The 24604-nt window shown below is 68.5% G+C and carries 17 protein-coding genes; 11 read left to right on the plus strand and 6 right to left on the minus strand.

Annotation, left to right across the window (positions count from 1 at the left end; genetic code table 11):
• Nucleotides 1-53 precede the first annotated feature (53 nt).
• Nucleotides 54-2582 (minus strand): alpha-1,2-fucosyltransferase, encoded by a 2529-nt coding sequence (locus AC3IPY_RS13855; protein ID WP_489188338.1) that lies wholly within the window; start codon nt 2580-2582, stop codon nt 54-56.
• Nucleotides 2583-2798: 216 nt separating this feature from the next.
• Between AC3IPY_RS13855 and AC3IPY_RS13860 the strand changes: the two genes are divergently transcribed.
• The 5 genes from AC3IPY_RS13860 (at nt 2799) to AC3IPY_RS13880 (ending at nt 11273) form a co-directional block, all read left to right on the plus strand.
• Nucleotides 2799-3695, plus strand: coding sequence for an NAD-dependent epimerase/dehydratase family protein (locus AC3IPY_RS13860; RefSeq protein ID WP_489184859.1), 897 nt, complete (start codon nt 2799-2801; stop codon nt 3693-3695).
• 16 nt (nt 3696-3711) lie between these two features.
• Complete coding sequence (locus tag AC3IPY_RS13865) at nt 3712-4884, plus strand: DegT/DnrJ/EryC1/StrS family aminotransferase (RefSeq protein ID WP_489184860.1); 1173 nt, start codon at nt 3712-3714, stop codon at nt 4882-4884.
• A 93-nt stretch (nt 4885-4977) separates the two neighbouring features.
• Nucleotides 4978-6012, plus strand: coding sequence for a GDP-mannose 4,6-dehydratase (gmd, locus tag AC3IPY_RS13870; RefSeq protein WP_489184861.1), 1035 nt, complete (start codon nt 4978-4980; stop codon nt 6010-6012).
• An 88-nt stretch (nt 6013-6100) separates the two neighbouring features.
• A complete protein-coding gene (locus tag AC3IPY_RS13875) occupies nt 6101-9826 on the plus strand; it encodes a bifunctional glycosyltransferase/CDP-glycerol:glycerophosphate glycerophosphotransferase (RefSeq protein WP_489184862.1) in 3726 nt (1241 codons plus the stop codon).
• Nucleotides 9827-9887: 61 nt separating this feature from the next.
• Nucleotides 9888-11273, plus strand: a complete 1386-nt coding sequence (locus AC3IPY_RS13880; RefSeq protein ID WP_489184863.1) for an SDR family NAD(P)-dependent oxidoreductase — start codon at nt 9888-9890, stop codon at nt 11271-11273.
• 54 nt (nt 11274-11327) lie between these two features.
• Here the strand turns inward: AC3IPY_RS13880 and AC3IPY_RS13885 are convergent, their stop codons facing one another.
• Nucleotides 11328-13097 carry a class I SAM-dependent methyltransferase gene (locus AC3IPY_RS13885; RefSeq protein ID WP_489184864.1) on the minus strand — a complete coding sequence of 590 codons (1770 nt, stop codon included), beginning with the start codon at nt 13095-13097 and terminating at the stop codon, nt 11328-11330.
• A 112-nt stretch (nt 13098-13209) separates the two neighbouring features.
• Between AC3IPY_RS13885 and AC3IPY_RS13890 the strand changes: the two genes are divergently transcribed.
• From AC3IPY_RS13890 to AC3IPY_RS13915, 6 genes are all read left to right on the plus strand, one after another.
• Nucleotides 13210-14616, plus strand: a complete 1407-nt coding sequence (locus AC3IPY_RS13890; RefSeq protein WP_489184865.1) for an O-antigen ligase family protein — start codon at nt 13210-13212, stop codon at nt 14614-14616.
• A complete protein-coding gene (locus AC3IPY_RS13895; protein ID WP_489184866.1) occupies nt 14613-15890 on the plus strand; it encodes an O-antigen ligase family protein in 1278 nt (425 codons plus the stop codon). The genes AC3IPY_RS13890 and AC3IPY_RS13895 overlap by 4 nt, the downstream gene beginning before the upstream one ends.
• Nucleotides 15891-15977: 87 nt before the next feature.
• Complete coding sequence (locus tag AC3IPY_RS13900; RefSeq protein ID WP_489184867.1) at nt 15978-16763, plus strand: NAD-dependent epimerase/dehydratase family protein; 786 nt, start codon at nt 15978-15980, stop codon at nt 16761-16763.
• On the plus strand, nt 16763-17458 hold the full coding sequence (locus tag AC3IPY_RS13905) for an IspD/TarI family cytidylyltransferase (protein WP_489184868.1): 696 nt from the start codon (nt 16763-16765) through the stop codon (nt 17456-17458). The genes AC3IPY_RS13900 and AC3IPY_RS13905 overlap by 1 nt, the downstream gene beginning before the upstream one ends.
• Before the next feature lie 6 nt (nt 17459-17464).
• On the plus strand, nt 17465-19504 hold the full coding sequence (locus tag AC3IPY_RS13910; protein WP_489184869.1) for a glycosyltransferase: 2040 nt from the start codon (nt 17465-17467) through the stop codon (nt 19502-19504).
• Entirely contained in the window at nt 19497-21023 is a 1527-nt protein-coding gene (locus AC3IPY_RS13915) for a glycosyltransferase family 2 protein (RefSeq protein WP_489184870.1), read from the plus strand. Before AC3IPY_RS13910 ends, AC3IPY_RS13915 begins: the two co-directional genes overlap by 8 nt.
• Before the next feature lie 4 nt (nt 21024-21027).
• On the opposite strand, the gene AC3IPY_RS13920 is transcribed toward AC3IPY_RS13915, so the two are convergent.
• From AC3IPY_RS13920 to AC3IPY_RS13935, 4 genes are read right to left on the minus strand one after another with little or no spacing between them, the layout of a single operon-like run.
• Nucleotides 21028-21294: a hypothetical protein gene (locus AC3IPY_RS13920; RefSeq protein ID WP_489184871.1), complete on the minus strand. Its 267-nt coding sequence runs from the start codon at nt 21292-21294 to the stop codon at nt 21028-21030.
• The gene (locus AC3IPY_RS13925) at nt 21291-22853 is read right to left on the minus strand and encodes a class I SAM-dependent methyltransferase (RefSeq protein WP_489184872.1); all 1563 of its coding nucleotides are present in this window, start codon (nt 22851-22853) and stop codon (nt 21291-21293) included. The genes AC3IPY_RS13920 and AC3IPY_RS13925 overlap by 4 nt, the downstream gene beginning before the upstream one ends.
• The gene (locus AC3IPY_RS13930; protein ID WP_489184873.1) at nt 22850-23596 is read right to left on the minus strand and encodes an ABC transporter ATP-binding protein; all 747 of its coding nucleotides are present in this window, start codon (nt 23594-23596) and stop codon (nt 22850-22852) included. The genes AC3IPY_RS13925 and AC3IPY_RS13930 overlap by 4 nt, the downstream gene beginning before the upstream one ends.
• On the minus strand, nt 23593-24459 hold the full coding sequence (locus tag AC3IPY_RS13935; RefSeq protein ID WP_489184874.1) for an ABC transporter permease: 867 nt from the start codon (nt 24457-24459) through the stop codon (nt 23593-23595). The genes AC3IPY_RS13930 and AC3IPY_RS13935 overlap by 4 nt, the downstream gene beginning before the upstream one ends.
• Nucleotides 24460-24604 lie beyond the last annotated feature (145 nt).

Raw genomic sequence — 24604 nt, forward strand, 5'->3', positions numbered from 1 at the left:
CGAAGATCGCCGCGATCACCGCTCATGACCGAAAGACGCCCTGCGTTGCTCGCCTACCCGGCGGCGCCGACTTCGCGCCGCCAGGAGTCGCCGCCGCGCTCGAGCGAATAGCCGGTGCCGAAGATGTGCTCGACCCGCGTGCTGATCATCGCCGCGCACGCCGAGAAGCCGCTCTTGCCGCAGACGACGACCTTTCCGAGCGACATGAGCTGGAAGTCGTCGACCGAGGCGAAGTGGTCGTTGCCTTCGACGAACGTGATGTCCGTGCCGGCCAGGTCGAGTCCCAGTTCGGTCAAGTGGGCACGGCAGTAGTCGAGGTCGTCGGAGAAGACGAACCAGTGCTTGTCGGTGTACTCGTCGAGCGCCGCCGCCCGGACGACGAAGTCCCGATAGTACTGGTCGCCGTCGGCGATGCCGAGTGCGACCCGGTCACCGCGTCGGATGTGGACGACGATCGCGTCGGTCTCCAGCATTCGAGCCGCGATCGACTCCGAGGTCTGCGACGTGAGCTGCGGCAGGTTGATCGCCGTCTCCCAGAGCGGCTTCTGCTGGAGCAACTGGTAGCCGAGCAACCCGCCCTTCGCGAGCACGTCGAGGAAGAGGATTCCCGGAGGGTTCGCCATGATCCGCTCCATGCCCGGGAGGTCGACGACCTGAACCGCCAGGCTCGTCGGGAGGTCGTTGCGGTCCACGCAGCACTTGAAGTGCATACGGTCGGTCGCGAGGATCATCTCCTCGAGGCCGAAGTCGTGGTACTCGCTGCGGTTGTCTCTGCGGTGCCGGTTGTCGCGTCGCCGAGCGCGCCGGAGGCGGTGCGAGAACAGCTCCGAGAAGACGCCCTCCGCCCGGACCATCGGCAGGATGTCGGGGCGCAGGTGCGGGGTCGTCGGAAGCATCTCGTCGTTGTCGAACAGAAGGTCGTCGACGTACAGTCGCAGCCCCAGCCGATCTGCGAGATCACGCGCGTACACGTAGTAGAAGAGCTGGTCGCCGAACCCGCTGCGGAGGCAGCACACCCGCGCGCTCGGATCGAAGAGGAAGGCCGCGTCGACCTTCGCCTTCCATTCCAGATCGGAGGGCAGCTCGGATTCCACGGTGATCACGACCTGCTCATCGGCGAGGAGGTCGGCATAGTCGGCGAAGAGCATGGACTCGGCGAATGCACCACGTTCGGCGAAATCGAGTCGGAACGGGGCGGAGTCGCCTCGACGCGCCCGCTCGAAATACATCCACCAGCTCTCGAGCGCATGCTCGATCTCGTGGATCGAGCAGACGTAGCCGTCGTCGACGTAGCGTCGCGCGTCCCACCCGGACGAGTGGCCGTACTGGCGCACGCGTATCGGCGTCTCGGCAGCGGGATCGACATCGAGATACCAGCGGTCGGCGAGGCGGAGCACGACCCTGTTCGGGGTCTCCAGCCGTTCGAGGTCTGCGCCGAACACGTGACGATGCCCGGTCAGCGTGAACCTGTTCTGCTCGAAGCGGCGGTGCGTACCGCGAACGCCGGCGTTCGCACCGGTCACGATGGTGCTTGCGACATCCGACCAATCGAGGTCGGGAGCCGCACCGACGAGTCCGGCGATCGCGACCAGGTCGGCGATGGAGACGTCGTCGCCCAGCGCCGCGAGGCGGCGTTGCGCACTACTGGGCCTCGGCCTCCTGCCTCGTGCGAGCACGCGATGCGCCCACTCCGTGAACGCGGACGAGTCGCCGCCGGACCCGATCGAATCTTCTTCGGTCGAGTCGCCCGCGCGGTCGCCCCTGCACATGACCGCGACCGCGCCCTCGAGAGCCGCGCCGAAGTCCGCTCCGAGGGCGAGATCGGTCGTCGCGCCGTCGCGATGCGGCAGGAACTCGGCGGCGAGCGTGACGCGACGGCAACCCGTGCGCTCCGCGAACCGTGCGTCGAGGCGCTCGAGCAGGGTCCGAACCGATCGCAGCTCGCGCCGACCGGCGCGTGGTCGAACGGCGAGCCCGTCCCAGAAGAAATCGGAGACGTGCGCGGTGACGAGAATGATCCGATCGCTCGGGTAGCGCGCCAGGACCTCGTCGATGAATCGCTCGTACGCCTCGAACAGGCGTTTCGGCGCGGACGGGTCGTAGGGCCGGATCTCCCGCCCCCGTGCCTCGAGCGGTGCGAGGATCTCCTTGGCGAATCGGGAGTTCTGATCGATGCCCGTCGTGTACCAGCTGCCACCGCTTTCGACGATGCCCCTCGCAGCCGCCGAATTGTCGATGATGAGGTAGTCGGCCTGCGCGCGTTCGAACTCGGCCGAAAGACCCTTCAGCACGTCGAGCCGCGTTGGCGTGGCGGCGTGGCCGGCCTCCGCGTACGACGCGATCGCCGGGTCGCGCGGCGCGGCCGCCGTCAGGGGCGAGATGCCGGTGACTCGCGAGACGACGGAGAAGTCGCGTTCGAGGTTGAGGTCGATGACCGGGACGAGGCCGCCGCCGAAGAGCTGGAGCGTGATGCCCTCGATGCGGCGCCCGCCTTCGACGACCTCACCGGGGCCGGCCATCGCGACGGTCAGATCAGTGGGCACCATGGCTCCTCCTCGGGGCGCAGCAGGGCGAGCGCTCATCTGGCAATCGTACTGAACCCCGACTCGAGCGGAGGAGGCCGGCAGAGAAGGCCGCCGTTCCGACACGAGCGCATCGGGCCCGTGGATCCACGGGGCTCTCCGATGAGGTTCCACTACACTCGTCACGGCAGCCCGCCGGTGCCCGCGGAACGACAGTCGGCACGTACCTGAAACTGGAGAATCGTGATGCGCGTACTTCTGACCGGCGGCAACGGCATGCTCGCCAAGGCCATTGCGAACGAGTGGCGTGCCGCCGGACGCCGTGACGAGCTGGTGCCGGTCGCTCGCGCCGACGGAGACCTCCGCGACCGCAGCGCCGTCGATCGCATCATGCGCGACGTGCAGCCCGACCTCGTCATCCATACGGCGGCCCGCGTCGGCGGGATCGCCGCGAACGTCGCGGATCCCTCCGGATTCCTGATGGACAACCTGCGCCTGGACGCGAACGTCCTCTCTGCCGCACACGATTCCGGCATCGAGCGGTTCCTCTATTTCGGCAGCTCGTGCATGTACCCGAAGGACTACCGCCAGCCCCTCGTCGAGTCCGATGTGCTCGCCGCCCCGCTCGAGCCGACGAACGAGGGCTACGCGATCTCCAAGATCGCGGCGTCGAGGTACTGCGAGTACGTCGCACAGCAGCTCGGCTGGGACTACCGGGTCGTGATCCCCTCGAACCTCTACGGCCCCGGTGACGACTTCTCTCCCCAGCGCAGCCACCTCGTCGCGGCGACGATCGCGAAGGCGCATGCCGCGAAGATCGGCGGTCTCGACACGATCGACGTCTGGGGAGACGGCAAGGCGCGCCGCGAGTTCACGTACGTCGGCGATCTCGCCGCATGGGTGGTCTCGGCGCTCGACGAGATGGCTGACTGGCCCGCGCTCATGAACGTCGGTCAAGGTGACGATCACAGCGTCGCCGACTACTATCGCGCGGCATTGGAGACGGTCGGCCACGACGCCGAACTCATCACCGATCCGTCGAAGCCCGCCGGCATGCACCAGAAGTTGATGGATTCCTCGTTGGCCGCCGGCTTCGGTTGGGCGCCCAGCACCACCTTGGCCGAGGGCATGGCGAAGACCTACCGCGGATACCTCGACTCGCTCACGGACTGAAAGCACGGACGACGCAATGACCAAGACCAACTTCCCCCTGGCGACGTCGACCTGGGATGAGGCCGAATACGACGCCCTCCACAAGGTGATCGACAGCGGGCGCTTCACGATGGGGCCCGAGGTCCGGGCGTTCGAGGAGGAGTTCGCCGCAGCACTGGGCGCTCGGTACTCGGTGATGGTCAATTCGGGCAGCAGCGCGAACCTCATCGCCCTGACCGCAGCGGTCCTCGATCCCGAAGTCGATCTCGGCCCGGGCGACGAGGTGATCGTGCCCGCCGTGTCGTGGGCGACCACCTACTATCCGATCCACCAGCTCGGCCTGCGACTGAAGTTCGTCGACATCGACATCGACACCCTCAACATGGGCCTGGACGCGGTCACCGAAGCCCTCACGCCGTCGACGAAGGCGATCTTCGCGGTCAACCTCCTGGGCAATCCGGCGGATCTCGTGGGGTTGCGCGCCCTCGCCGATGCGCGTGGCATCGTGCTGCTCGAGGACAACTGCGAGGCGTTGGGCGCAGCGATCGACGGCCGGCACGCCGGCACCTTCGGCCTCGCCGGAACCTACAGTTCGTTCTTCTCGCACCACATCTCGACGATGGAGGGTGGCCTCATCACCACCGACGACGAGTACATGTACCAGGCGATGATCTCGCTTCGGGCGCACGGCTGGACGCGAGAGCTCCCGGCCGACAACCTGATCCATCCCAAGAGCGGCGACCACTTCGACGACCTGTTCCGATTCGTGCTGCCCGGCTACAACGTGCGCCCGCTCGAGATGTCCGGCGCCCTCGGCCGCAAGCAACTCGCGAAGCTGGATTCGATCGTCGAGGGTCGCCGCGGGAATGCAGCCGTCTTCACCGACCGGTTCGGCGGCCGCGAAGACCTCCGAATCCAGCGTGAGAACGGCGAGAGCAGCTGGTTCGGCTTCTCATTCATCCTCGAGGGCCGACTCGCGGGGCGTCGCTCCGATGTGGTCCGGGCGTTGACGGCACAGGGCATCGAGTCCCGCCCGATCGTCGCCGGCAACTTCACCCGCAATCCGGTGATGCGGTACTTCGATGCGGTGGTGCCCGACTCGCTGCCGGCCGCCGACAAGGTGCACGACGACGGGCTCTTCGTCGGCAACCACCACTACCCGATCGAGCGTGAGCTCGAACTGCTCGACTCCGCGCTCGCCGCACTCTGAGCGCCCATGAGCTCCGTCGGCGCCGAGCACCGACGCCCGCTCATGGGCTGATCCCGTGGAACGCAACCTCCAAGTAGAAAGCACGAGGTCGACATGACCGAACAAGCCGCAAAGCGCGCATTCATCACCGGGATCACGGGCCAGGACGGAAGCTACCTCGCGGAGCTCCTCCTCGCCAAGGGCTACGAGGTCCACGGGCTGATCCGTCGTGCGTCGACCTTCAACACGACTCGGATCGACCACCTGTTCGCCGACCCGCACTCGCCCGATGTCCGCCTGACCCTCCACTACGGCGACCTGACCGACGGTTCGCGTCTCGTCACGCTCCTCGATGCGATCCAGCCGCATGAGGTCTACAACCTCGCGGCGCAGTCGCACGTGCGTGTGAGCTTCGACGAGCCCGAGTTCACCGGCGATACGACGGGTCTCGGCTCGGTCCGACTCCTCGAGGCGGTTCGGCTCGCCGGCTTGGACTGTCGTTACTACCAGGCGAGCAGCTCGGAGATGTTCGGAGCCACGCCGCCGCCGCAGAACGAGTCGACGCCGTTCTACCCGCGTTCGCCCTATGGCGCGGCCAAGGTCTACTCGTACTGGATCACGAAGAACTACCGCGAGGCCTTCGGCCTGTTCGCCGTGAACGGCATCCTGTTCAACCACGAGTCCCCCCGGCGTGGCGAGACGTTCGTGACCCGCAAGATCACCCGGGCCGCCGCGCGGATCGCCGCCGGCGTGCAGTCCGAGCTGTACATGGGGAATCTCGACGCCGTGCGCGACTGGGGTTATGCGCCCGAGTACGTGGAGGCCATGTGGCGCATGCTCCAGCACGACACGCCCCAGGACTACGTCGTCGCGACGAACACCGCGTACACGGTGCGGGACTTCCTCGAGTTCTCGTTCGGCCGCCTCGGACTGGAATGGCAGAAGTACGTGAAGTTCGATGAGCGTTACCTCCGCCCGACCGAGGTCGACGCCCTCATCGGCGATTTCGGGCTCGCACAGCGCGAGCTCGGCTGGGAGCCGCAGGTCAAGACTCCCGAACTGGCCCAGATCATGGTCGACAGCGATGTGAAGGCCCTCGAGCTCGGCGGCACCCACTGGGTCGACGAGGTCCGCTGGATGTCCCAGTAGCCGGTGACCGGGCCCGTTCCTCGGCACCCTGCCGAATCGACGAGATCGATCGAGCCCGCAGTTGCGGTCCTCGAATCCGTATCTGAAGATGACCAGATGCGCTCCTGCGCGGTTCCACCCCTTTAAGGACTTCCGTTTGGATCTCAAGTACTCGATGCTGCAGTTGCTCGGCAGCGAACGACTGTTCCCGGCACGCGAATCCGCGCGTGCCGCCCGCTCGTGGCTCGAGGGCGGCATTCGCCGGGCAGCGCTGTCGCTGACCCCGGGATCGAAGCATTCCGGCTTGCTCTCCATCGTCGTGCCGACGTACAACGTCGCCCCGTACCTCAAGGAGGCCGTCGGGTCGATCCAGCGGCAGACGTATCGCAACATCGAGGTCATCGTCATCGATGACGGCAGCACCGACGACAGCGGCCGCATCGCCAGGTCGATCGCCCGCCGCGACCCGCGGGTCCGACTCATCCGGCAGGAGAACCGAGGGCTCGGAGCCGCACGCAACGCGGGTGCACGCCTGGCACGCGGGGAGTTCATCGCCTTCATCGACAGCGACGACACCGTTGCGCGCCACTCGTTCCGCCCGGTCATCGACGCCATGCGCGAGTCGCATTCCGACATGTCCGTCTCGCCGTACCGACGCCTGGTGCGCAACCTCGAGCATCCGGCGGGTCCGTGGATCTACCGGGCGCACGAGACCGAGCGGCTCGGCATCCTGCTCTCCGATTTCCCCGAGATCCAGGTGAACGCGGTCGCCTGGAGCAAGGTCTATCGACGGGACTTCTGGGAGCGCAATGGATTCGCCTTTCCCGAGGGCGTCCTCTACGAGGACCAGGCCGTGTCGACCAAGGCCTACACGCTCGCCTCGGGCATCGACGTCCTCACCGAGCCGACGGTGAACTGGCGCGTCCGCGACGACGGCTCCTCGATCTCGCAGGCCGCGCTCGCGGTCCGAAATGCCGACGATCACCTGCTTGCCGCCTCGACATCGCTGAAGACCCTCGCCGATGCCGGGCTCGAAGAGGCCCGGCGCGTTCGTCTGACCCAGTTGCTCGCGAACGACTATTCGCACATGGTGCCGTTGCTCCCCGCCTCCACCGACGAGGAATGGCAGGCCTACGCCGACGCCGTGCGGTACTTCCTCGACGAGGCCGAACACTATCCGGGCATCTGGAAGCAGGTCTCGTCCCGCAACAAGGTGGCGTACGCGCTCGTCGCCGCCGGTCGGCGCGCCGACCTGGAAGGCTTCCTGCTCGAGGGCGGGTACCGTCTCGATGTGTACCCCACGCGGGTCGACGGCGATCGGGTGCTCGTGCAGTACCCGCAGCGGTCCCACCTGGTCGGCATCGACGACTCGACGCTCGAGCTCAGCGACTTCGAGACCCGCATCCGATCACGGGTCGACAGCGTGCAGTGGACCTCCGACACGGAGATCGAGATCCACGGATCCGCGGTCATCAGCGGCGTCGACCCGTCCGCCGACGAGGTCGGCATCCGGGCCGCACTCGTGTGCGAGGAGACGAGCGAACGCCTCCCGGTCACGATCGGGTTCGCACCGGACCCGCTCGACACCGTCGGGCTCTCGTCAGCGAACGTCGACGGCCGAAGCGCCCACTTCCGAGCGGTGATCGGTGTCGATGATCTCCCGGAGACCACCGCCGCGTATCACGTCGAGCTCACGCTGACCGTCGATGGCGTCGAGCGCTCGCGATGGCTTCACGACTATCGCAAGGGCAGCGAGAGCGAAGCCCGCCTGACCCGGGTCGGCGTGCTCGTCGACCTCATCTCGGATCGCCTGGACTTCCTGACGGTCCAGGTGCAATCGCCGGCGGTCCTTGTCGATTCGACGGTCGCGCGTCGCCGGGTCACGGTGGGCATCCGCGGCGAGGGCCTCGACGCCGTCGCCCTCGTCCGCACCGACGACCGGTTCACGGTCCCCTTGGCGGTCACCGCGCTCCAGCCGGATTCCAAGGGGGTCTGTCGTGCGACGATCACCGTCCCGGCCGAGCCGCCTGCCGCGCTGGGCGGGAGCTACACCCAACGGGTCTGGCAGATCGAGGCGCGAGGCGCAGACGGACGATGGGTCCCGGTCGCCGCTCCGACGGACGTGCCACTGCGCGGCGCCGCTCAGGCCTCGGACCAGGCACTGGCGCTCGAGCGGCGCGTCGGCGGGTTCCTCACCGTCGACCGCAAGGACATCGGCCGCGGCCGCCTCAGGTACCTGCCCGGTGCGGCGGCCCTGCTGGTGGAGCGCGTCCTGTGCGCCGACGTGATCGAGGTCGACATCGACCAGGAGGCGATCCGCGTCCGCGTCCGCGTCTCCGGACTGGAACGCGACAGTCTCAGCGTGCGCATGGAGAGCTCGAAGCACGTATTCGAAGCCGCGGTCCACGAAGTGGCAGACGGCGTGTTCGACGCGCGGTTCCCGCTCCAGGCCTCGACATGGGGACAGCCTTCGGCGCCGCTGCCGAGCGACAGCTACAAGATCAGCGTGGCGGATGCGCACGCGACCGTCAGCCCGACCGTCTCGGGCGACCTCTCGAAGGTCATGCCGCTGAGCAGTCTGCTCGAGCACGTTCGGCTCTGGATCCAGCTCACCGCCGACGGGCGCCTCGCCATCGACGTGTCGGCCCCGCTGGCCGGTGACGAGCGCGGCTCCTACAATGTCGCGCGCCACCGCGAAGCCGCTTCCGCGCTCACGGTGAACGAAACTCCCGGCGAGCGGGCGATCGTCTTCCGATGCCTCTACGGCGAAGTCGCGAACGACAGCGCCGCTGCGGTCCACGAAGAGCTCCGCCGGCGCAACAGCCCCCTCCGCCTGATCTGGTCCGTGAAGGATCATTCCGTCCGCATCCCCGATGGCGGTGAACGGGTCCTCGAGGAGTCTGCAGACCACTTCAGGGCGTTGGGCGAGTCGAAGTACGTCATGGTGAACGTGCACCAGCCCGACTGGTTCGAGAAGAAGCCGGGCCAGGTGCTCATCCAGACCTTCCACGGCTATCCGTTCAAGCTCGCCGGGCGACGCCATTGGGCTGCCAGCCGGCTGCAGCCCGCGCGCATCGCCTCGTTCGAGCAGCGCGCCCTCGACTGGGACTACCTGCTCTCACCCGCCCGCTACGCGACGCCGCTGCTCCAGGAGTTCCTGCCGGAGGACCGGCCATGGTCGGGCAAGATGCTCGAGCTGGGCTACCCGCGCAACGACGCGCTGCTCTCCCCCGAACGTCACGCCGTTCGGGCCGACGCCCGCCGGCGGCTCGGGGTTCCCGACGACCACACGGTCGTGCTGTACGCGCCGACGTATCGGGACTACCTGTCGATCGACGAGTTCCGGGCCCGCCCGATGGAGGATCTCGATCTCGACGCCATCGCGAAGGCGCTCGGGCCGAGCCACACCATCCTCGTGCGCGGGCACGTGATGAACTCCCGCGTCGGCTACAACGTCGTCGGGGCGAACCTGCTCGACGTGACCGACCACCCGTCGATCGTGGAGCTCTCGCTCGCATCCGACGTCGCGATCCTCGACTACTCGTCGCTGCGCTTCGACTACGCGCTCACCGGCAACCCGATGCTCTTCTTCGTTCCCGACCGGGATCGCTACTTCGAGAGTCGCGAACCGATGATCCCGTTCGAGGGCACGGCCCCCGGTCCGTGGCTCGAGACCACCGCGGAGGTCATCGCGGAGCTGCAGCGTCTCCCGAGCGTCCGGGCGAAGTACGAAGACCCGATCCGCCGGTTCCGCAGCGAGTTCATGGAACTCGACGACGGACACGCATCGGCCCGCTTCGTCGATGCGGTGTTCGCACCGCGCGGTGACGCATGAAACGGACCGCCCCCGCCGGTCGACGTAGACTTTCGAGGTTGCGCTATCTGAAGGAGAAATCTTGAGTTCCGACGTTCGAACGATCGCTGTCATCCTCGCCGGGGGTGTCGGTACCCGCGTCGGCCTCGGCATGCCGAAGCAATTGATCCGCATCGCGGGCAAGGCGATCGTCGAGCACACCCTCGAGGCCCTCCAGGAACATCCCGGGATCGACGAGATCATCGTGATGATGAACGCCGCGACGGTGCGTGAACTCGACTACCTCAAGGACGCCGAACGATTCCCCAAGCTCAGTTCGATCCTGCCCGGCGGCGACACCCGCAACGAGACGACGCAACTCGCCCTCGCGGCACTCGGTGACGACGACGACGTCAAGGTGCTCTTCCACGACGCGGTCCGCCCGTTCGTCGACGAGCGCATCATCAGCGAATGCATCGCCGCCCTCGACGACTACGACGCCGTCGACACGGCGATCCCGTCGGCCGACACCATCATCGAGATCGACGAGAACAACGTGATCACGGGCATCCCCGCGCGCTCGAAGCTTCGCCGCGGACAGACGCCGCAGGGCTTTCGGCTCGGCACCATCCGCCGGGCGTACGAGCTCGCGGCCGGCGACCCCGATTTCGCGGCGACCGATGACTGCGGTGTCGTCTTCGCGTACCTCCCCGACGTGCCGATCAAGGTCGTGCTCGGCACCCCCGAGAACATGAAGGTCACCGAACCGCTCGACATCCACATCGCCGACAAGATCTTCCAGCTCCAGTCAGCAGCGCTGAGCACCGGCGACCTCGACCAACTCGACCTCAGCGGGCGCTCGATCGTGGTCTTCGGCGGCTCGTACGGCATCGGCGCGAGCATCGCCGAACAGGCCCGTGCCGCGGGAGCCACCGTGCACAACTACAGCCGAACCACCACCGGCACCGACGTCACGTCGCGCACGCAGATCCGAGCAGCGCTGGCGGATGCCGCGAGCCACGGCCCGATCGACTACGTGGTGCTGACCGCAGGAGTGCTCTCCATCTCGCACCTCGTGGGCACCTCGAAGCGAGGACTCCGCCGCACGATCGAGGTGAACCTCATCGCCCCGGCGAAGGTCGCACAGGAATCCCACCGCTACCTCGCCGAGACCAAGGGCCAACTGCTCTTCTTCACCTCGAGCTCATACACCCGCGGCCGCGCCGGGTACAGCCTCTACTCCGCGACCAAGGCCGGCGTCGTCAACCTCACGCAGGCTCTCGCCGACGAATGGGCCGAGAGCGGCATCCGCGTCAACTGCCTGAACCCGCAGCGCACCAAGACACCCATGCGCACCGCCGCGTTCGGCGAAGAACCCGACGGCACCCTGCTCGACCCCGAAGCCGTCGCGCTCACCTCGCTACGCGTGCTCGAAGCCGACATCACGGGTCAGATCGTCGACGTGCGGGTCACCGGCCCGAAGGCCTGACCCGGAGTCGGGCCCGAGACTCCAAGCCGTCGCCCCGGCCGCCGCGACCTTCGGTCAGTCGCGCGGGCGAGACGTGCCGAGGTGCTCGACGACGAGGTCGTAGAGCTCGGCGATGCGGCGGGAGTCCTTGCGGAGCTCATCGATCTCGCCACGCAGTTCGAGCACGGCCGCCTCGAGGTCGGCGACCCGATCGGGCTCGGCGACGATCTCGGTCGCCTCGGTGCGGCGTGCGCCGACGGCCTTGCGGATGCGGGTCATGAGGGTCTTCTCCTGTCGTCGGTGCGGTGCGGCGGCCCGAATGCCCACCTGGACGATTCGGCGCGGGCCGACGGGCGTGCGGCGCACCGCCCGCCGAACCAGGATGTGTTCGAGGCCGAACGGCGCGAGTTCGTCCTGCAGCCACGACAGCGGCAGATGCCACGTGTCTGGTCGCAGGTGCTCGTACCTCGTGGAGACACGATCGGGGAACGACGCCACCACGGTTCCGGTGGCGCCGATCAGCGCGTGCACCAAGCGGAACACGTTCGCTCGGGAGTCCTTCGGCAGGTAGGCGAGCACGTCGCCGAGCAGCACGTTGAGGTCGCCCTGACCACCGTGACGCTCGATCAGCTCGAGCACGGCATGGCCGTCGGCCAAGTTGACGCGCTCGACACTGAAGCGGCTGGCGGATGACGCGCGTGCGGCTTCGACGGCGGTCGACGCGAAGTCGACGGCGGTGACGACCCGCCCGTGCTTCGCGAGCGCGCGCGACTGCGCGCCGATGCCCGCACCGAGGTCGAGCACCGCGTCGCCGCGGCGGGTGCGGCGCAGCATGAGGCGCACGTCGGCCTTGCCGCGCGCCGTCGGCCGCATACCGGCGGTGCGCGCCTGCGCCTCCCAGAAGTGGCGCGTGAAGTCGTAGGTGCCGAACCAGTTCTCGAAGCGGCGGCGCGTGGCGATGGGCGTCTCGAAGGAGAACGCCGGGTCTGGCACGCGCCAGCCCGGCCCGTAGCACGCCGCGAGCCAGGCCTCGGGGTCGGCGACGGAAGGGAACATGCGGCCGCCGAGTTCGATCTCGGTCAGCGGGAGCAGGGCCTCGACGGGGAGGTCGGCACGCACATGGATCGGCTGGCTGTAGACGCCGCGATCGTGGTAGCCGAAGAACACGTCGACATGCGCGCTGATGCCGGATTCGGTCTGCGCGAGCATCACCTGCAGGTGCGCATCGCTGTGGCGGATGATCTGGTGACCGTGTGCGGCGAGCAGTCGCTCGACCCGATACGACGCGATCGAGACGTCGGTCGGGGTCGCCTCGCCGAGATAGAGGAGGAGGTCCGCGTCGTCGTCGCGGTCGAGGATCGTGCCGACCCGCACAGCTCCGAGCAGCGTGCCCCCGGTGATCGCGACGGTGTATCCGCCGTCGCGCAGTTCCGCGATGACGCGCTCTGCTCCGTCGAGCAGCACGCGGTGGAGTTCCAGGTTGGCGACGCTGACCAGCTTGCCCCACTTGTCGACGATCGTCCCCGATGCGGCGAGGCTCCGCAGGCTCCGGACGGAGCGACCCGACTGGAGGCGGTACGGTCCTGCGGCGATCGCAGAGCCGTCGGCGGCCACCCGAACGGTGACCGCGCCGGTGCCGCGGAGGTACGGGCCGAGTGCACGCGGCCACTCGAGGCGGTGCTCGTCCGCGATCGGCTCGGGCAGGTACTCGGACCAGAGCCTGGCCCCGTCGATCTCGATGTCGATGGCGACACCTGCGTCGCTCGAACCGGCCGACCACACGATGCCGGCCTTGCTCACCCGTGCCTCGGGAATGCTCGCGCTTGCTTCAGCGGCTCGGTTCACGGCCTCACCAGCTCCTCGAATGGACACTCGGGTCATTCTACGGCGGGATCCGTCGCACCGGCTTGCGCGGTCGTCACCGGCCGGCGACACGGCACGCGATAGCCTTGAGCGCATGAGCCCGGATCGCCGACACGCCCTCGCGGGCGGGTACGCGACGTTCGTGCTGTTCACCGCGTTCGCCGGGCAGTTCTGGCGCAACCTGCTGGGCTGGTGGGGCTTCGGCGCCGCGGTCGCGATCGTCGTCGTGGGCGGCATCCTGCTCATCGTCGACACCCGTCCGACGTGGACCTGGCGGCGCGTGCCCAAGTCGACGTTCGCGTTCCTGCTCATCGCGGCGCTGTCGCTCGCGTGGTCGTTCTACCCCGGTGCGACCGCGCTCGGACTCGCGATCAGCTTCGTCACGACCTTCGCCGCCGTCGCCCTCGTGCTCTGCCTGCCCTGGCCGCGCATCGTCGCCTCGCTCGCGTCGGCGATCAAGTGGATCCTCGCGCTCTCGATCGCGTTCGAGCTCTGGGTCGCGATCTTCATCCGCGAGCCGCTGCTGCCGAACTTCCCCGACTTCGAGGTCACCGGCGAGAAACTGCCGATGGCCTTCTACTGGTCGCGCGGCCTGCTCTTCCAGGGCGGCCCCGTCGAGGGCATCGTCGCAAGCCGCAACCTGCTCGGCATGATCGCCCTCATCGGCCTCATCGTGTTCGGCTGCCTGCTCGCGGCGGGCAGCATGCGCCGCGGCCCCGGCATCGGCTGGCTCGTGACGGCCGGCCTCGTCTTCGTACTGACCCGCTCCTCCACCGTCATCCTCGTCGCGGTCGTGGTGGCCGTTGCCCTCGGGTTCGCGCTCTGGACGCGCCGGGTCGGAGCCGAGCGCCGCAGACACGTCTACATCACGGCGGCGGCCGTGCTCGCGGCATCCGTCGCTCTGCTCGCGTTCGCCTGGGGGTGGCTGCTCTCGCTCTTCGGCAAGAGCGAAGACCTCACGGGCCGCACCGACATCTGGAACGCCGTCATCGACCTGGCGCAGCAGCGGCCCGTGGCCGGGTGGGGTTGGGTCGGCTACTGGGTGCCGTGGGTCGAGCCGTTCAACGGCCTCGCGGTGCGCAAGGGCGTCATGTACCTGCAGGCGCACAACGCGTGGCTCGACATGTGGATGCAGCTCGGCGTCATCGGCATCATCGCGTTCGCCTCCATCGTCATCGGCGCACTCTGGCGTTCGTGGTTCCTCGCCGTCGATCAGCCGCGGGATGTCGCGGGGCGGCCGATCCCGTACTCGGCGGCCTCGCTGCTGCCGCTGCTCGTGCTCGTCGCGCTGCTCGGCCAGAGCCTCGCCGAGAGCCGCATCCTCATCGAGGCCGGGTGGCTGCTGCTCATCGCGATCGCGTGGTCGACCAAGCGCCGGCAGTGGTCGAACGACCCGTTGCCCGCCCAGCCGCGACCCGCGCGCTCGAGCGCCGTGGCGCTGGACGCGCCGCCGGCCTCCGCGACACCGCCCGCTTCCGCGACTCCGCCCGCCGACGCATGACCGACTCGCCCGTGCTCACGCAGTTGCGCGAGTTCGCCGGATCCGCGCGATTCGCCCAGGCCCTCTCGGTGGCGGCCATCGGCACGGCGTTCACGACGCATCTCATCCGCAGCCTCATCGGCTGGCCGGGCCTGCTCGCGATGCTCGGCGTGCTGCTCGTGCTCTGCGCGCTCTCGCTCGTCGCCCGCTGGCGGGCGGTCGAGTGGTACGGCATCCTGCCGCTCACGATCCTCGTGTTCGTCGGGTGGTGCGCGGCCTCCGTGCTGTGGAGCGACGACTGGGTCATGAGTCTCGTGCGGGTCGCCTACCTCGTGCTGTTCGCCGTCCTCGGCGTCTACGTCGCCCTCATGCGCGACACGATCCAGATCGTCCGGGCGTTCGGCGGCGTCGCCCGGGTGCTCCTCGGGGCATCGCTGCTCATCGAGGTCGTGTCGGGCATCCTCATCGACACGCCCATCCCGCTCATCGGCGTACAGGGCGACATCGCCCTGCTCGGACCCATCCAGGGCATCTTCGGCTCGCGCAACCTGCTCGGCTTCATCGCGGTCATCGGACTGCTGACGTTCGTCGTCGAGTGGCGCACGCACATCCTCTCGAGGGGCCGATCGATCGCCTCGATCGTGCTGGCCGCCGTCTGCATCGTGTTCTCGGGCTCCCCCACCGCGTGGATCGCGCTCGCGGTCGCGCTCGTCGCGCTGGCGGCGATCTACGGGCTGCGCCGTGTGGCCCCCGCGACACGCTGGCGGTGGCAGATCGGGCTACTCGCCACCGCCGTCGCGGTGCTCGTCACGGTGTGGCTCTTCCGCCTCCGCATCATCGAGTTGCTCGACGCGCGGGCGGAGTTCGACGTGCGGCTCGACCTGTGGCGCGAGGCATCCCGTTACCTCGCACTGAACCCGCTGCAGGGCTGGGGTTGGGTGGGATCCTGGCCCGATGCCCGCCCCTACGTCTGGATCGAGGCCGCCATCGGCCGGCCGCAGGCCTCCGCACTGAGCGCCTACGTCGACGTGTACTTCCAGGTCGGGGTCATCGGCGTGCTGCTCTTCGCCGGGCTCATCGGCGTCGCCCTCGTGCGCGCCTGGCTGCTCGCGACCGGCCGACGCAGCGTCGTCTACCTGTGGCCGGCCCTCATGCTCGTCATCATCGCCGTGACGAGCTTCGCCGAGAGCTTCGCCATCGTCGAGGGCGGCTGGATGCTGCTCGTGGTCTGCGCCGTGAAGTCCGCGAGGGACATGAGTTGGCGTGACGCGATGGCGGCTGCCCGCGTAGGCTGAGCACGAGCCGGCTTCGGCTCGACCGGAACCCGAGACACCCGGCGCGGGCCGATCGCCTGTCACGTTCGCGTCGAACGAAAGGCATCCGTGCGCAGTGCTCTCATCGGCCACACCGGCTTCGTCGGCTCGAACGTGGCGTCACGGCACGCATTCGACGCGGTCTACAACACGAGCAACATCGACGAGATCGAGGGCGAATCGTTCGACCTCGTCGTGACCGCGGGCAACCGGGCGGACTCCCACCGCATCAACCGCGAAGGCGAGCACGACCTGGCCGAGGTCGAGGGGCTCGCCGATCGGCTCGGCCGGGTCGAGATCGGCAGGCTGGTCGTCATCTCGACGGTCTGCGTCTACCCGGGCGGCTCGAGCCCGAGCGAGTCGACGCCGACCGACCCTTCGGGTCTGACGCCGTACGGAGCGAACCGCCTGCACCAGGAGCGCCGGCTCGTCGCCGAGCACGACACGCTCGTCATGCGGCTTCCGCAGCTCTACGGCGACGGCCTGAAGAAGGGCATCGTGCACGACCTCGCCAACGACTACCGCGTCGAGTTCATCCGGCCCGAAGCCGAGTTCCAGTACTACGACGTCCGCCGCCTCTGGAGCGACATCGGCGTCGCGCTCGACGCGGGACTCGATGCGGTGAACCTCGCGACCCCCCCGCTGCGAAACCGAGACGTCGCCGAGCAGGCGTTCGGCATCGACGTGTCGGCCAACGACCCCGGCCCGCCCGACCCGTTCGCCGCGATGTACACGCGCGACATGCGCACCGAGCACGCGCATCTGTTCGGAGCCTCCGGGCACTACCTGCTCGATGCCGAGGCCGAGCTCGACGGCATCCGCAGCTTCGCGGCGCAACTGCGAAGGGCCCGCTGATGCACGGCGATGACCGGGTCTCGGCGATCGTCACCTGCGCCGGCAAGGGCACCAGGTTCGGTTCGAACAAGCTCCTGGCCACGATCGACGGCGTGACGGTGATCGAGCGCACCGTCAGGGCGATCATGACGCCGATCGTCGACGAAGTCGTGGTCGCGGTGAGTCGGGAGCACGAACCCGAGTACCGTCGCATCCTCGTCGAGACGGCCCGACTGGATGTCGTGCTCGTCGAGGGCGGCGCCGAGCGCCACCTCTCCGCGATGCGCGGACTCGCCGCGACGACCGGAGACATCGTGCTGACCCACGACGGGGTACGTCCGTTCCCGACGCCCGATCTCATCGATCAGGTGGTGGCGGCTGCTGCCGAGCACGGCGCGGCGATGCTCGGCCTGCCGAGCACGGTGCAGGTGAAGCTCGTCAACGACGACGGCTTCATCGACGGGTCGCTCGATCGCGCGCGCTCGTGGCTCGGCCAGACACCGCAGGCGTTCCGCCGACACCTGCTCGAAGCGGCCTATTCCGCTGCCGTCGAGTCCGACTACGACCGCGTGAGCGACGACGCCGACCTCGTGGCCGAGTTCTGCGGCACGTCCGTGCGCATCGTCGAAGGTCACGTGAACAACATCAAGATCACGACGCCGCAAGACCTCGGCACCGCCCGGCTCATCGCCGAGCACCTGGTCGGATCCGACTGACCGGTCATGATGCACGAACCCCGCAGCGGCCCCGAGGAGGGCGGGCGCACGCCCGAGGTCAGCGTCGTCGTGGCGACGTACTCCCCCGGCGACGGGCTCGACCGCCTCGTGCGCTCGCTCGATGCCCAGACGTTGCCGGCCGACCGGTTCGAGGTGATCTTCGTCGACGACGGGTCGCCCGACCACACGGTCGAGCGGTTGCAGCGCATCGCCTCGACACGGCCGAACGTACGGGTCCAACGCATCGAGAACTCGGGCTGGGCCTCCCGACCGCGCAATGTCGGAACCGACCTCGCCGTCGGCGAGTACGTGCTCTACCTGGACCACGACGACGAGCTCTACCCCGACGCCCTGCGCGCCGCCGCCTCGTACGCCCGTGACCACGGCGCCGATGTGCTGAACGGCAAGGAGGCCCGCACGCAGGACGCCGGCTGGGCGCTCGACACGTACCGAGCCGACTCCGCGCAAGACGTCGGCAGGCTCGACGCGCATCCGCTCGTGCCGATGAACCCCCACAAGCTCTACCGCACGGCGTTCCTGCGCGAGCACGGCATCCGCTTCCCGGAGGGGCGCCGCGTGCTCTGGGAGGACATCGTCTTCAACGTGCAGGTCGCGGCGCATGCGAGCACCATCGCGACGCTCTCATCGGTGCCCTTCTACCACTGGGTGCAGACGGGCGGCAGCGGGTCGAGCACGTTCCGTCGCTCGGACCCGGACTGGTGGCGGCATCTCGAGCGGGTACTCGACGCCATCGTCGAGCAGCTCGGCCACGACACGCTGCAGGGCACGCAGCTCCGGCGTCACCAGTACCGCAGCCGCATTCTCGGATCGTTCGGGCCGGAGTTCCTGAAGCGGCCGCAGAGCGAACGCGAGCTGATCGAGCAGCGCGCGCGAGCCCTCCAGGCCCGGTTCGCCGATGCCGACGACGACCGCGCCCTCGACCGTGGCGCGCGACTCGTCGCCGCCGCCCTGCGTTCCGGCGACGCCGACGTGCTCGCCCTCGCGGCCTCCACGGCCGGAACCGACCGGTTCGCCGTCCCGGTCCTCGACCGGGCGCACTGGAACGACGGGCGCCTCGTGCTGCACGTGACCGGCGACACCGTTCCGAGGCTCCCGGGCGGCGGCACCTTCCGCCTCGAGGGCGAACGCGTGCTCGCGGCATCCGCAGACCTCCTGTCGGCGCTCGACCGTCTCGATCACGAGGGTGAGGTCGAGAGCGAGGTCGAGATCGACGGCGAGGTCGACGGCGAGGCATCCGAACTCGATGCGGACGTCGCCTCCGAGCTCGACGCCACGACCGCGACGTTCACCGTGCGGGGGCGCACGTCGCGCATCGGGTGGGCCGTGCCGAGCACGATCACCGACCGCGCGCTCGTGCCGACGCCCGACGGCGCCGAGGCGCGCTTCACGTTCGGCGTCGACGGCGAACTCGATGCGCGGGCGACCGCGATGCCCGCGCTCGACGACCAGGTCTGGGATGTCTTCCTCCGCATCGATCGCGTCGGCCGACTCCAGCATCCGCGCGTGCGCTCGACGGCCGGCGCGTTGCCCGCGCTCGTCGACGGGCGCACGGCCGTCGCCTACACGAACCGCGACGGTCATCTCAGCGTCGATCTCGGCGGGCACGTCGCCTCGATCTTCGACGGCGCCACACCGGCCTCGGTTCGCATGACCACGACGACGGCCGGCGGGGTCACCGTGACCCTGAGCCTGCCGGGGGTCCCGGTCAGCGGCGACGCCGGGGGGCGCGGCTGGATCCTCCTGTCCTATCGGCGTGCCGGCCTGCCGTCACGACTCAGGGGCGTCGCACGACTCCTCCTCCGCAAGGAGCACCCGCCCGTGCGATTCCCGGTGCGCTTCTCCGCCGCGGAGGCATCGGACCGGGCGGCAGGCCCGGGTCGCGGCACGCCGGGTGTCACCGCCGCCCTCGAGCTGCCCGGGCCCGGGAGGTATCACTGGAGGCCGTCGGAACGGGGCACCGACCTGCCCGCGTGGAGCCTCCATGCTCGAGCGGATGCCGCGGAGCTGGTGATCGCCCGTGCCTGAATCCCCGACCGCGCCACGGCTCTTCGTCACCGTCGTGATCCCGACCTATCGGCCGGGACCCGGGTTCGAACGGCTGCTCGCCTCGCTGCGCGCGCAGACGCTGCCGTCCGACCGGTTCGAGGTGCTCGTCATCGACGACGGATCTCCCGCTTCCGAAGCCGCCGACATCGCGGGGCGCGTGCGCGACCATCCGAACGCGCGATTCCACCGCATCGAGCATTCCGGCTGGCCCAGCCGGCCTCGCAACGTCGGCATCGATCTCGCCCGTGGCGAGTACGTGCTCTTCGCCGACCACGACGACGAGCTCTACCCCCGCTCCCTCGAGACGGCGGTCAGCACCCTCGAACGCACCGGTGTCGACGTCTTCGCGGGCAAGGAGGCTCGCACCGATCAGGCGAAGTGGGCGCTCGACGCCTTCGACGGCGACCACGACGACGCGACGCAGCGCCGGGGCGTCCATCCGCTCATCCCGACCAACCCGCACAAGCTCTACCGCACCTCGCTCCTGCGGCAGTTCGGCATCCGGTTCCCCGAGGGTGGCCGACAGCTCTGGGAGGACGTCAGCTTCAACATCGACGTCGCCCGTCATATGCACGGCGTCAGCATCCGCTCCGACGAGCCGTTCTATCACTGGGTTCGCGCCGGGCACACGACATCGACCGGCTTCGGTCGCGACCTCGACGAATGGTGGAGCGCCCTCGAACGCGTCGTGCGCCACATCGACACGGCGTTGGGCGCGCCCGAGCACCGTGATCAGCACGACCGGCTGCTGCTGCACCAGTTCCGCGAACGGGTGCTGCCCGCGGTCGGTCCCGGCCTGCTCCGACGCCCGCTCGAAGACCGCGCCCTGGTGCTCACCCGCTCCCGCGCCCTGGTCGACGAGTTCCTCGACCCGCGACTGCAGGCCCGCCTCACGCGTCACCTCGCGGCGAGGGCCCGCCTGCTCCGGCTCGGGAGGGTCGACCTCGTCCAGACGCTCGCCGGGTTCGACGACGACATCGTGGGCGTCACCTTCGCGCTCGGCGCCCGCGAAGAAGGCGATGCCATCAGGCTCGAGACCAAGACGCTCTGGACGGCGAACCACGGCGGGTTCCTCGATCTCGCCGTCGAGGACGGCCGCGTGCGGCGCGCCCTGCCTGCGCCGATCGCCGATGCACTCGGACCCGAGCTGCTCGACCTCGACGCCGACATCGCAGCTGCGACGACGCGCATCGGCCTCCGATCACGCGAGACGAAGATGACCTGGCTCGTGCCGACCGCGACCACGGTGACCGTCGATGATCAGCCCGGCTATCCCGACGTCACCGCCACGTCGATCGCCGTGCTCACGCCCGGGACACTGCGGCACGGGCGGCCGATGTCACGGGGGCGATGGGACTTCAATGCGAGGAACGAGCTCTTCGGAGTGGTCAACCAACGGGCGTTGCGGGCGGTCGGCCGCTTCGATCCCAACCCGGAGGGGCGGCGCCTGCACGTCTACGCGAACATCCACGCGAACCTGAGCCTGCACGTGCGCTGACCGATCACCGAGGCGCGTCCGGCACCGGCTTGGCGCGCAGTGGCATGTCCTCCTGGAGTCGTGCGAAGACCAGGTCGTAGAGCTCGACGACCCGACGGTTGTCGCGGCGCACCTCGTTGAGCTCGGCGCGGAGCTCGCGTACCTCGGTCTCGTACGAGATCATGCGTTCGAGCATCGAGTCGTTCGCCAGGTCGACCGTGGAGAGCACCTGGAGGTTGTGGTAGGTGCGGGGCATCACTCGTGCGGCGATGCTGCCGAGCATTCGCTTCATGCTGAATCGTCCTCTCTCGTCGACGGTACGGTCTGGGCTGCAGCCACCGGGCGGATCACGAAGGCGATCACATCCCGGATGCCGTGCGGCGTGTGGCGCCTGGTCATCGCTCCGAACTCGACCTGGAGCGCATGCTTGGAGAGCTCCGTGCGGAACCACTCCTCGGGATAGTGCCAGCTCGTCGGGTCACCGCGACGATAGTCGGACGGGAGGACGGTCGGCACGGTGCCGGTCGCCACCGCGCCGCCCCGGAGCACGAGTTCGAGCAGGTGGAAGAGCGAGTGCCGGTTGGTCTTCGTCAGCCCGTGGAGCACATCCTCGATGCGGACGTACCAGACGTCTCCGGAAGCCAGGAGGCGGGCGCCGAGGGAGAGCAGGTCGCGTCGGTCGTTGAGATTCACGTACGCGAACCGCGCCCCCGACGCCGCATGCGCAGCGGCGATCGAAAGCGCCTCGTGGCTGAAGTCGATGCCGATCACCTCATGGCCCGCTTCGGCGATCAGATTGGTCGCCTCGCCGGTGCCGCAGCCGACGTCGAGCACGTGCGCATCGGCAGGCAGCGCGTCCGCCCAGGCCCTGACCGCCTCGCGATCGAAGCGGTCGGCGTCGGCCCTGACCCGACCGCCGAGCGAGAGGTAGTGCTTCTCCCAGAATACCCGACCTCGATTGAACACGCCGAAGCTGTTCTCGAAGCGGCGACTGGTCCACCGCGAGGTCTCGAACACGAACGACGGATCGGGCACCGGCCAGTTCGGGCCGTAGGCGTATTCGAGCCAGGCCTCTGGGCGGGCCGGCGCCGGGAGCACGACCCCGTCGACTTCCACCCGCTGCACCGGCAGCAGGTCTTCGCGCACGACCTCGGGGCCGCGCAGGGCGAAGGGCTGGCAGTAGAGGCCGTCACGGAAGTACCCCGTGAAGATGTCCACGTAGTGCTCGACGTGGCCGGCCGCGTCGAAGAAGTCGACCTCGACATGGGTGAGGCTGTGCCGCACCACGGTGTACCCGGCAGCCTCGAGCAGCCGCTGCATGCGGAAGCCGTCGAGGCCGATGTCGGCCGGATTCGAGTGCTCGCTGAGGAACGCGAGGTCGACGTCGTCGTCGTGGGCCATGAGTCCGCCGCTGCGCATGTACCCGAGCAGGCTGCCTCCGACGATGTACACGTCGAAGTCCCCGGCCTCGAGCACCTCGACGATGCGGCGCGAGTTCTGCAGCAGCCGCTCGCGCAGCGCCACGTCGCCGTCCTCGAACACCGGCCCGAGACGGTCCCACTTGTTCATCGCGAGCGGGCGACCGACGGAGTCCCGGAGCTCGATGCGATCATGCGATCGCCCGAAGCGGAGATCCACCGAGCCGAGTTCTCGGCCGGTGGCCGCGTCGTGCAGGGTCATCGTGGTGCGACCGACGAGGTGGGGACGCAGTGCACTCGGCCAGCGCAGGCGCCCCGCGGTGATGGATCCCGTGGCGACCGACCACACGCGACGTCCGTCGAAGTGCACGTCCACCGCGTTGATCCCGTCGAACCAGCTCGGTTCGAGGTTCACCGCGGTGCGGGAGGTCATTTCGCGTTCATCGCCTCGACGGCCTCGTTGATCGGGCCGTCGAACACCTTCCTGCCCCGCTTGATGACGACGCCGCGCTCGCAGAGCTCCTTCACCATGGCCATGTTGTGGCTGACGATGAGCATCGTCTTGCCGGCCTGGGCGAGCTCGTTGATCTTCTCGGTGCACTTCTTTCGGAACGGCGCGTCGCCGACCGAGAGGATCTCGTCGACGAGCAGCACGTCGAGTTCGACGTGGATCGCGACCGAGAAGGCCAGGCGCAGGAACATGCCCGACGAGTAGTGCTTGACCTCTTGGTCGATGAACTCGCCGATCTCGGAGAACTCGACGATCGCGTCGAATCGCTCGTCGATCTCGGCCTTGTTCATGCCGAGGATGGCGGCGTTGAGGTAGACGTTCTCACGGCCGGAGAGCTCGGGGTGGAATCCGGCGCCGACCTCGATGAGGCCCGCGACGCGCCCGCGCGTCAGAACACGGCCGGCATCGGGTTCGAGCACGCCGGAGACGAGCTTCAGCAGCGTCGACTTGCCCGACCCGTTGAACCCGAGGATGGCGACCGACTCGCCCTCGGCGACCGTGAAGCTCACGTCATCGAGCGCGTTGTACGGCGTGGCGCCGACCTTCTTGCGCTGGATGCGCGAGATGAACGCCTCCTTCATGGAGTGCGTGTGCCGGATCTGGAATGTCTTGCGCACGCCCTCGACGATGATGCTCGGGCGCTTCTGCGTCAATGTCTCGCTCATAGGTCTTGTGCGAAGCTCCGTTCGAACCGGCGGAACACGAGCTGCCCGATCACGATCAGGACCGCGCAGATGCCGAGAGAGATGAAGATGTTGCTGACGATCCCCGGGGAGAGCGTCTCGGACGCACCGCTCGTGGTCGGCGCCCAGAACGCGTAGTGGAAGAGCTCGACCGCGGTGGTGAGCGGGTTCAGCATGTAGACGCTCAGGAACCACGTTCCCTTCAGCGCCTCCTCGACCATCGCGATCGTGTAGAGCACCGGTGAAGCCCAGGTGGAGAGCATCCGGATGATCTCGACGAAGTTCTGCGCATCGCGGTAGCGCACGTTGAGGGCCCCGAACAGCAGGCCCAGGCCGAGGCTGATCATGAGCACGATGACCAGCCCGATGACGAAGGCCGCGAGCGAGAGGAACGTCGGGGTCCACCCGACGAGGATGCACGCGAGGAGGAGGATCGCGACCTGAGGCAGGAAGTGGATCAGGGCGATGATGATCGTCGAGATCGGGAAGAGCTCTCGGGGCAGGTAGATCTTGCGCACGAGCGCCCGGTTGTCGACGATCGAATGCGTCGCGTTGCCGAAGGCCTCGTTGAAGAGGTTGATGGCCACCACACCGGCGAAGAGGTAGATGGCGAAGTTCTCGACGTCCCGGTGGAACTGCAGCACCACGCCCATGACGAAGTAGTAGATGAAGAACTGCGCCGCGGGCTTCACGTACGACCAGGTCCACCCGAGCACCGAGTTGCGGTAGCGCGTGGCGGTGCCCTTGCGGATCAGCAACCGCAGCAGATAGCCGTGATTGAAGACGTCGAGGATGCCGCGACCGCGACCGGGGGTCTGGAACCCCGTCAAATCGACAGATGTCATGTGATCGTGATCTCCGAATGTGAAAAAGGCTTCGATTGCTCCGAAGCCCCACGGCATACTAGCCGAGAAACCTTACCGCCCGACCACAGCTCACGGCCGGTCGCAGAGCCGCCTCCAAGGCGCGATGCCGGGCCTTCCGCCCGCG

The sequence above is a fragment of the Agromyces sp. GL_144 genome (assembly GCF_057834305.1).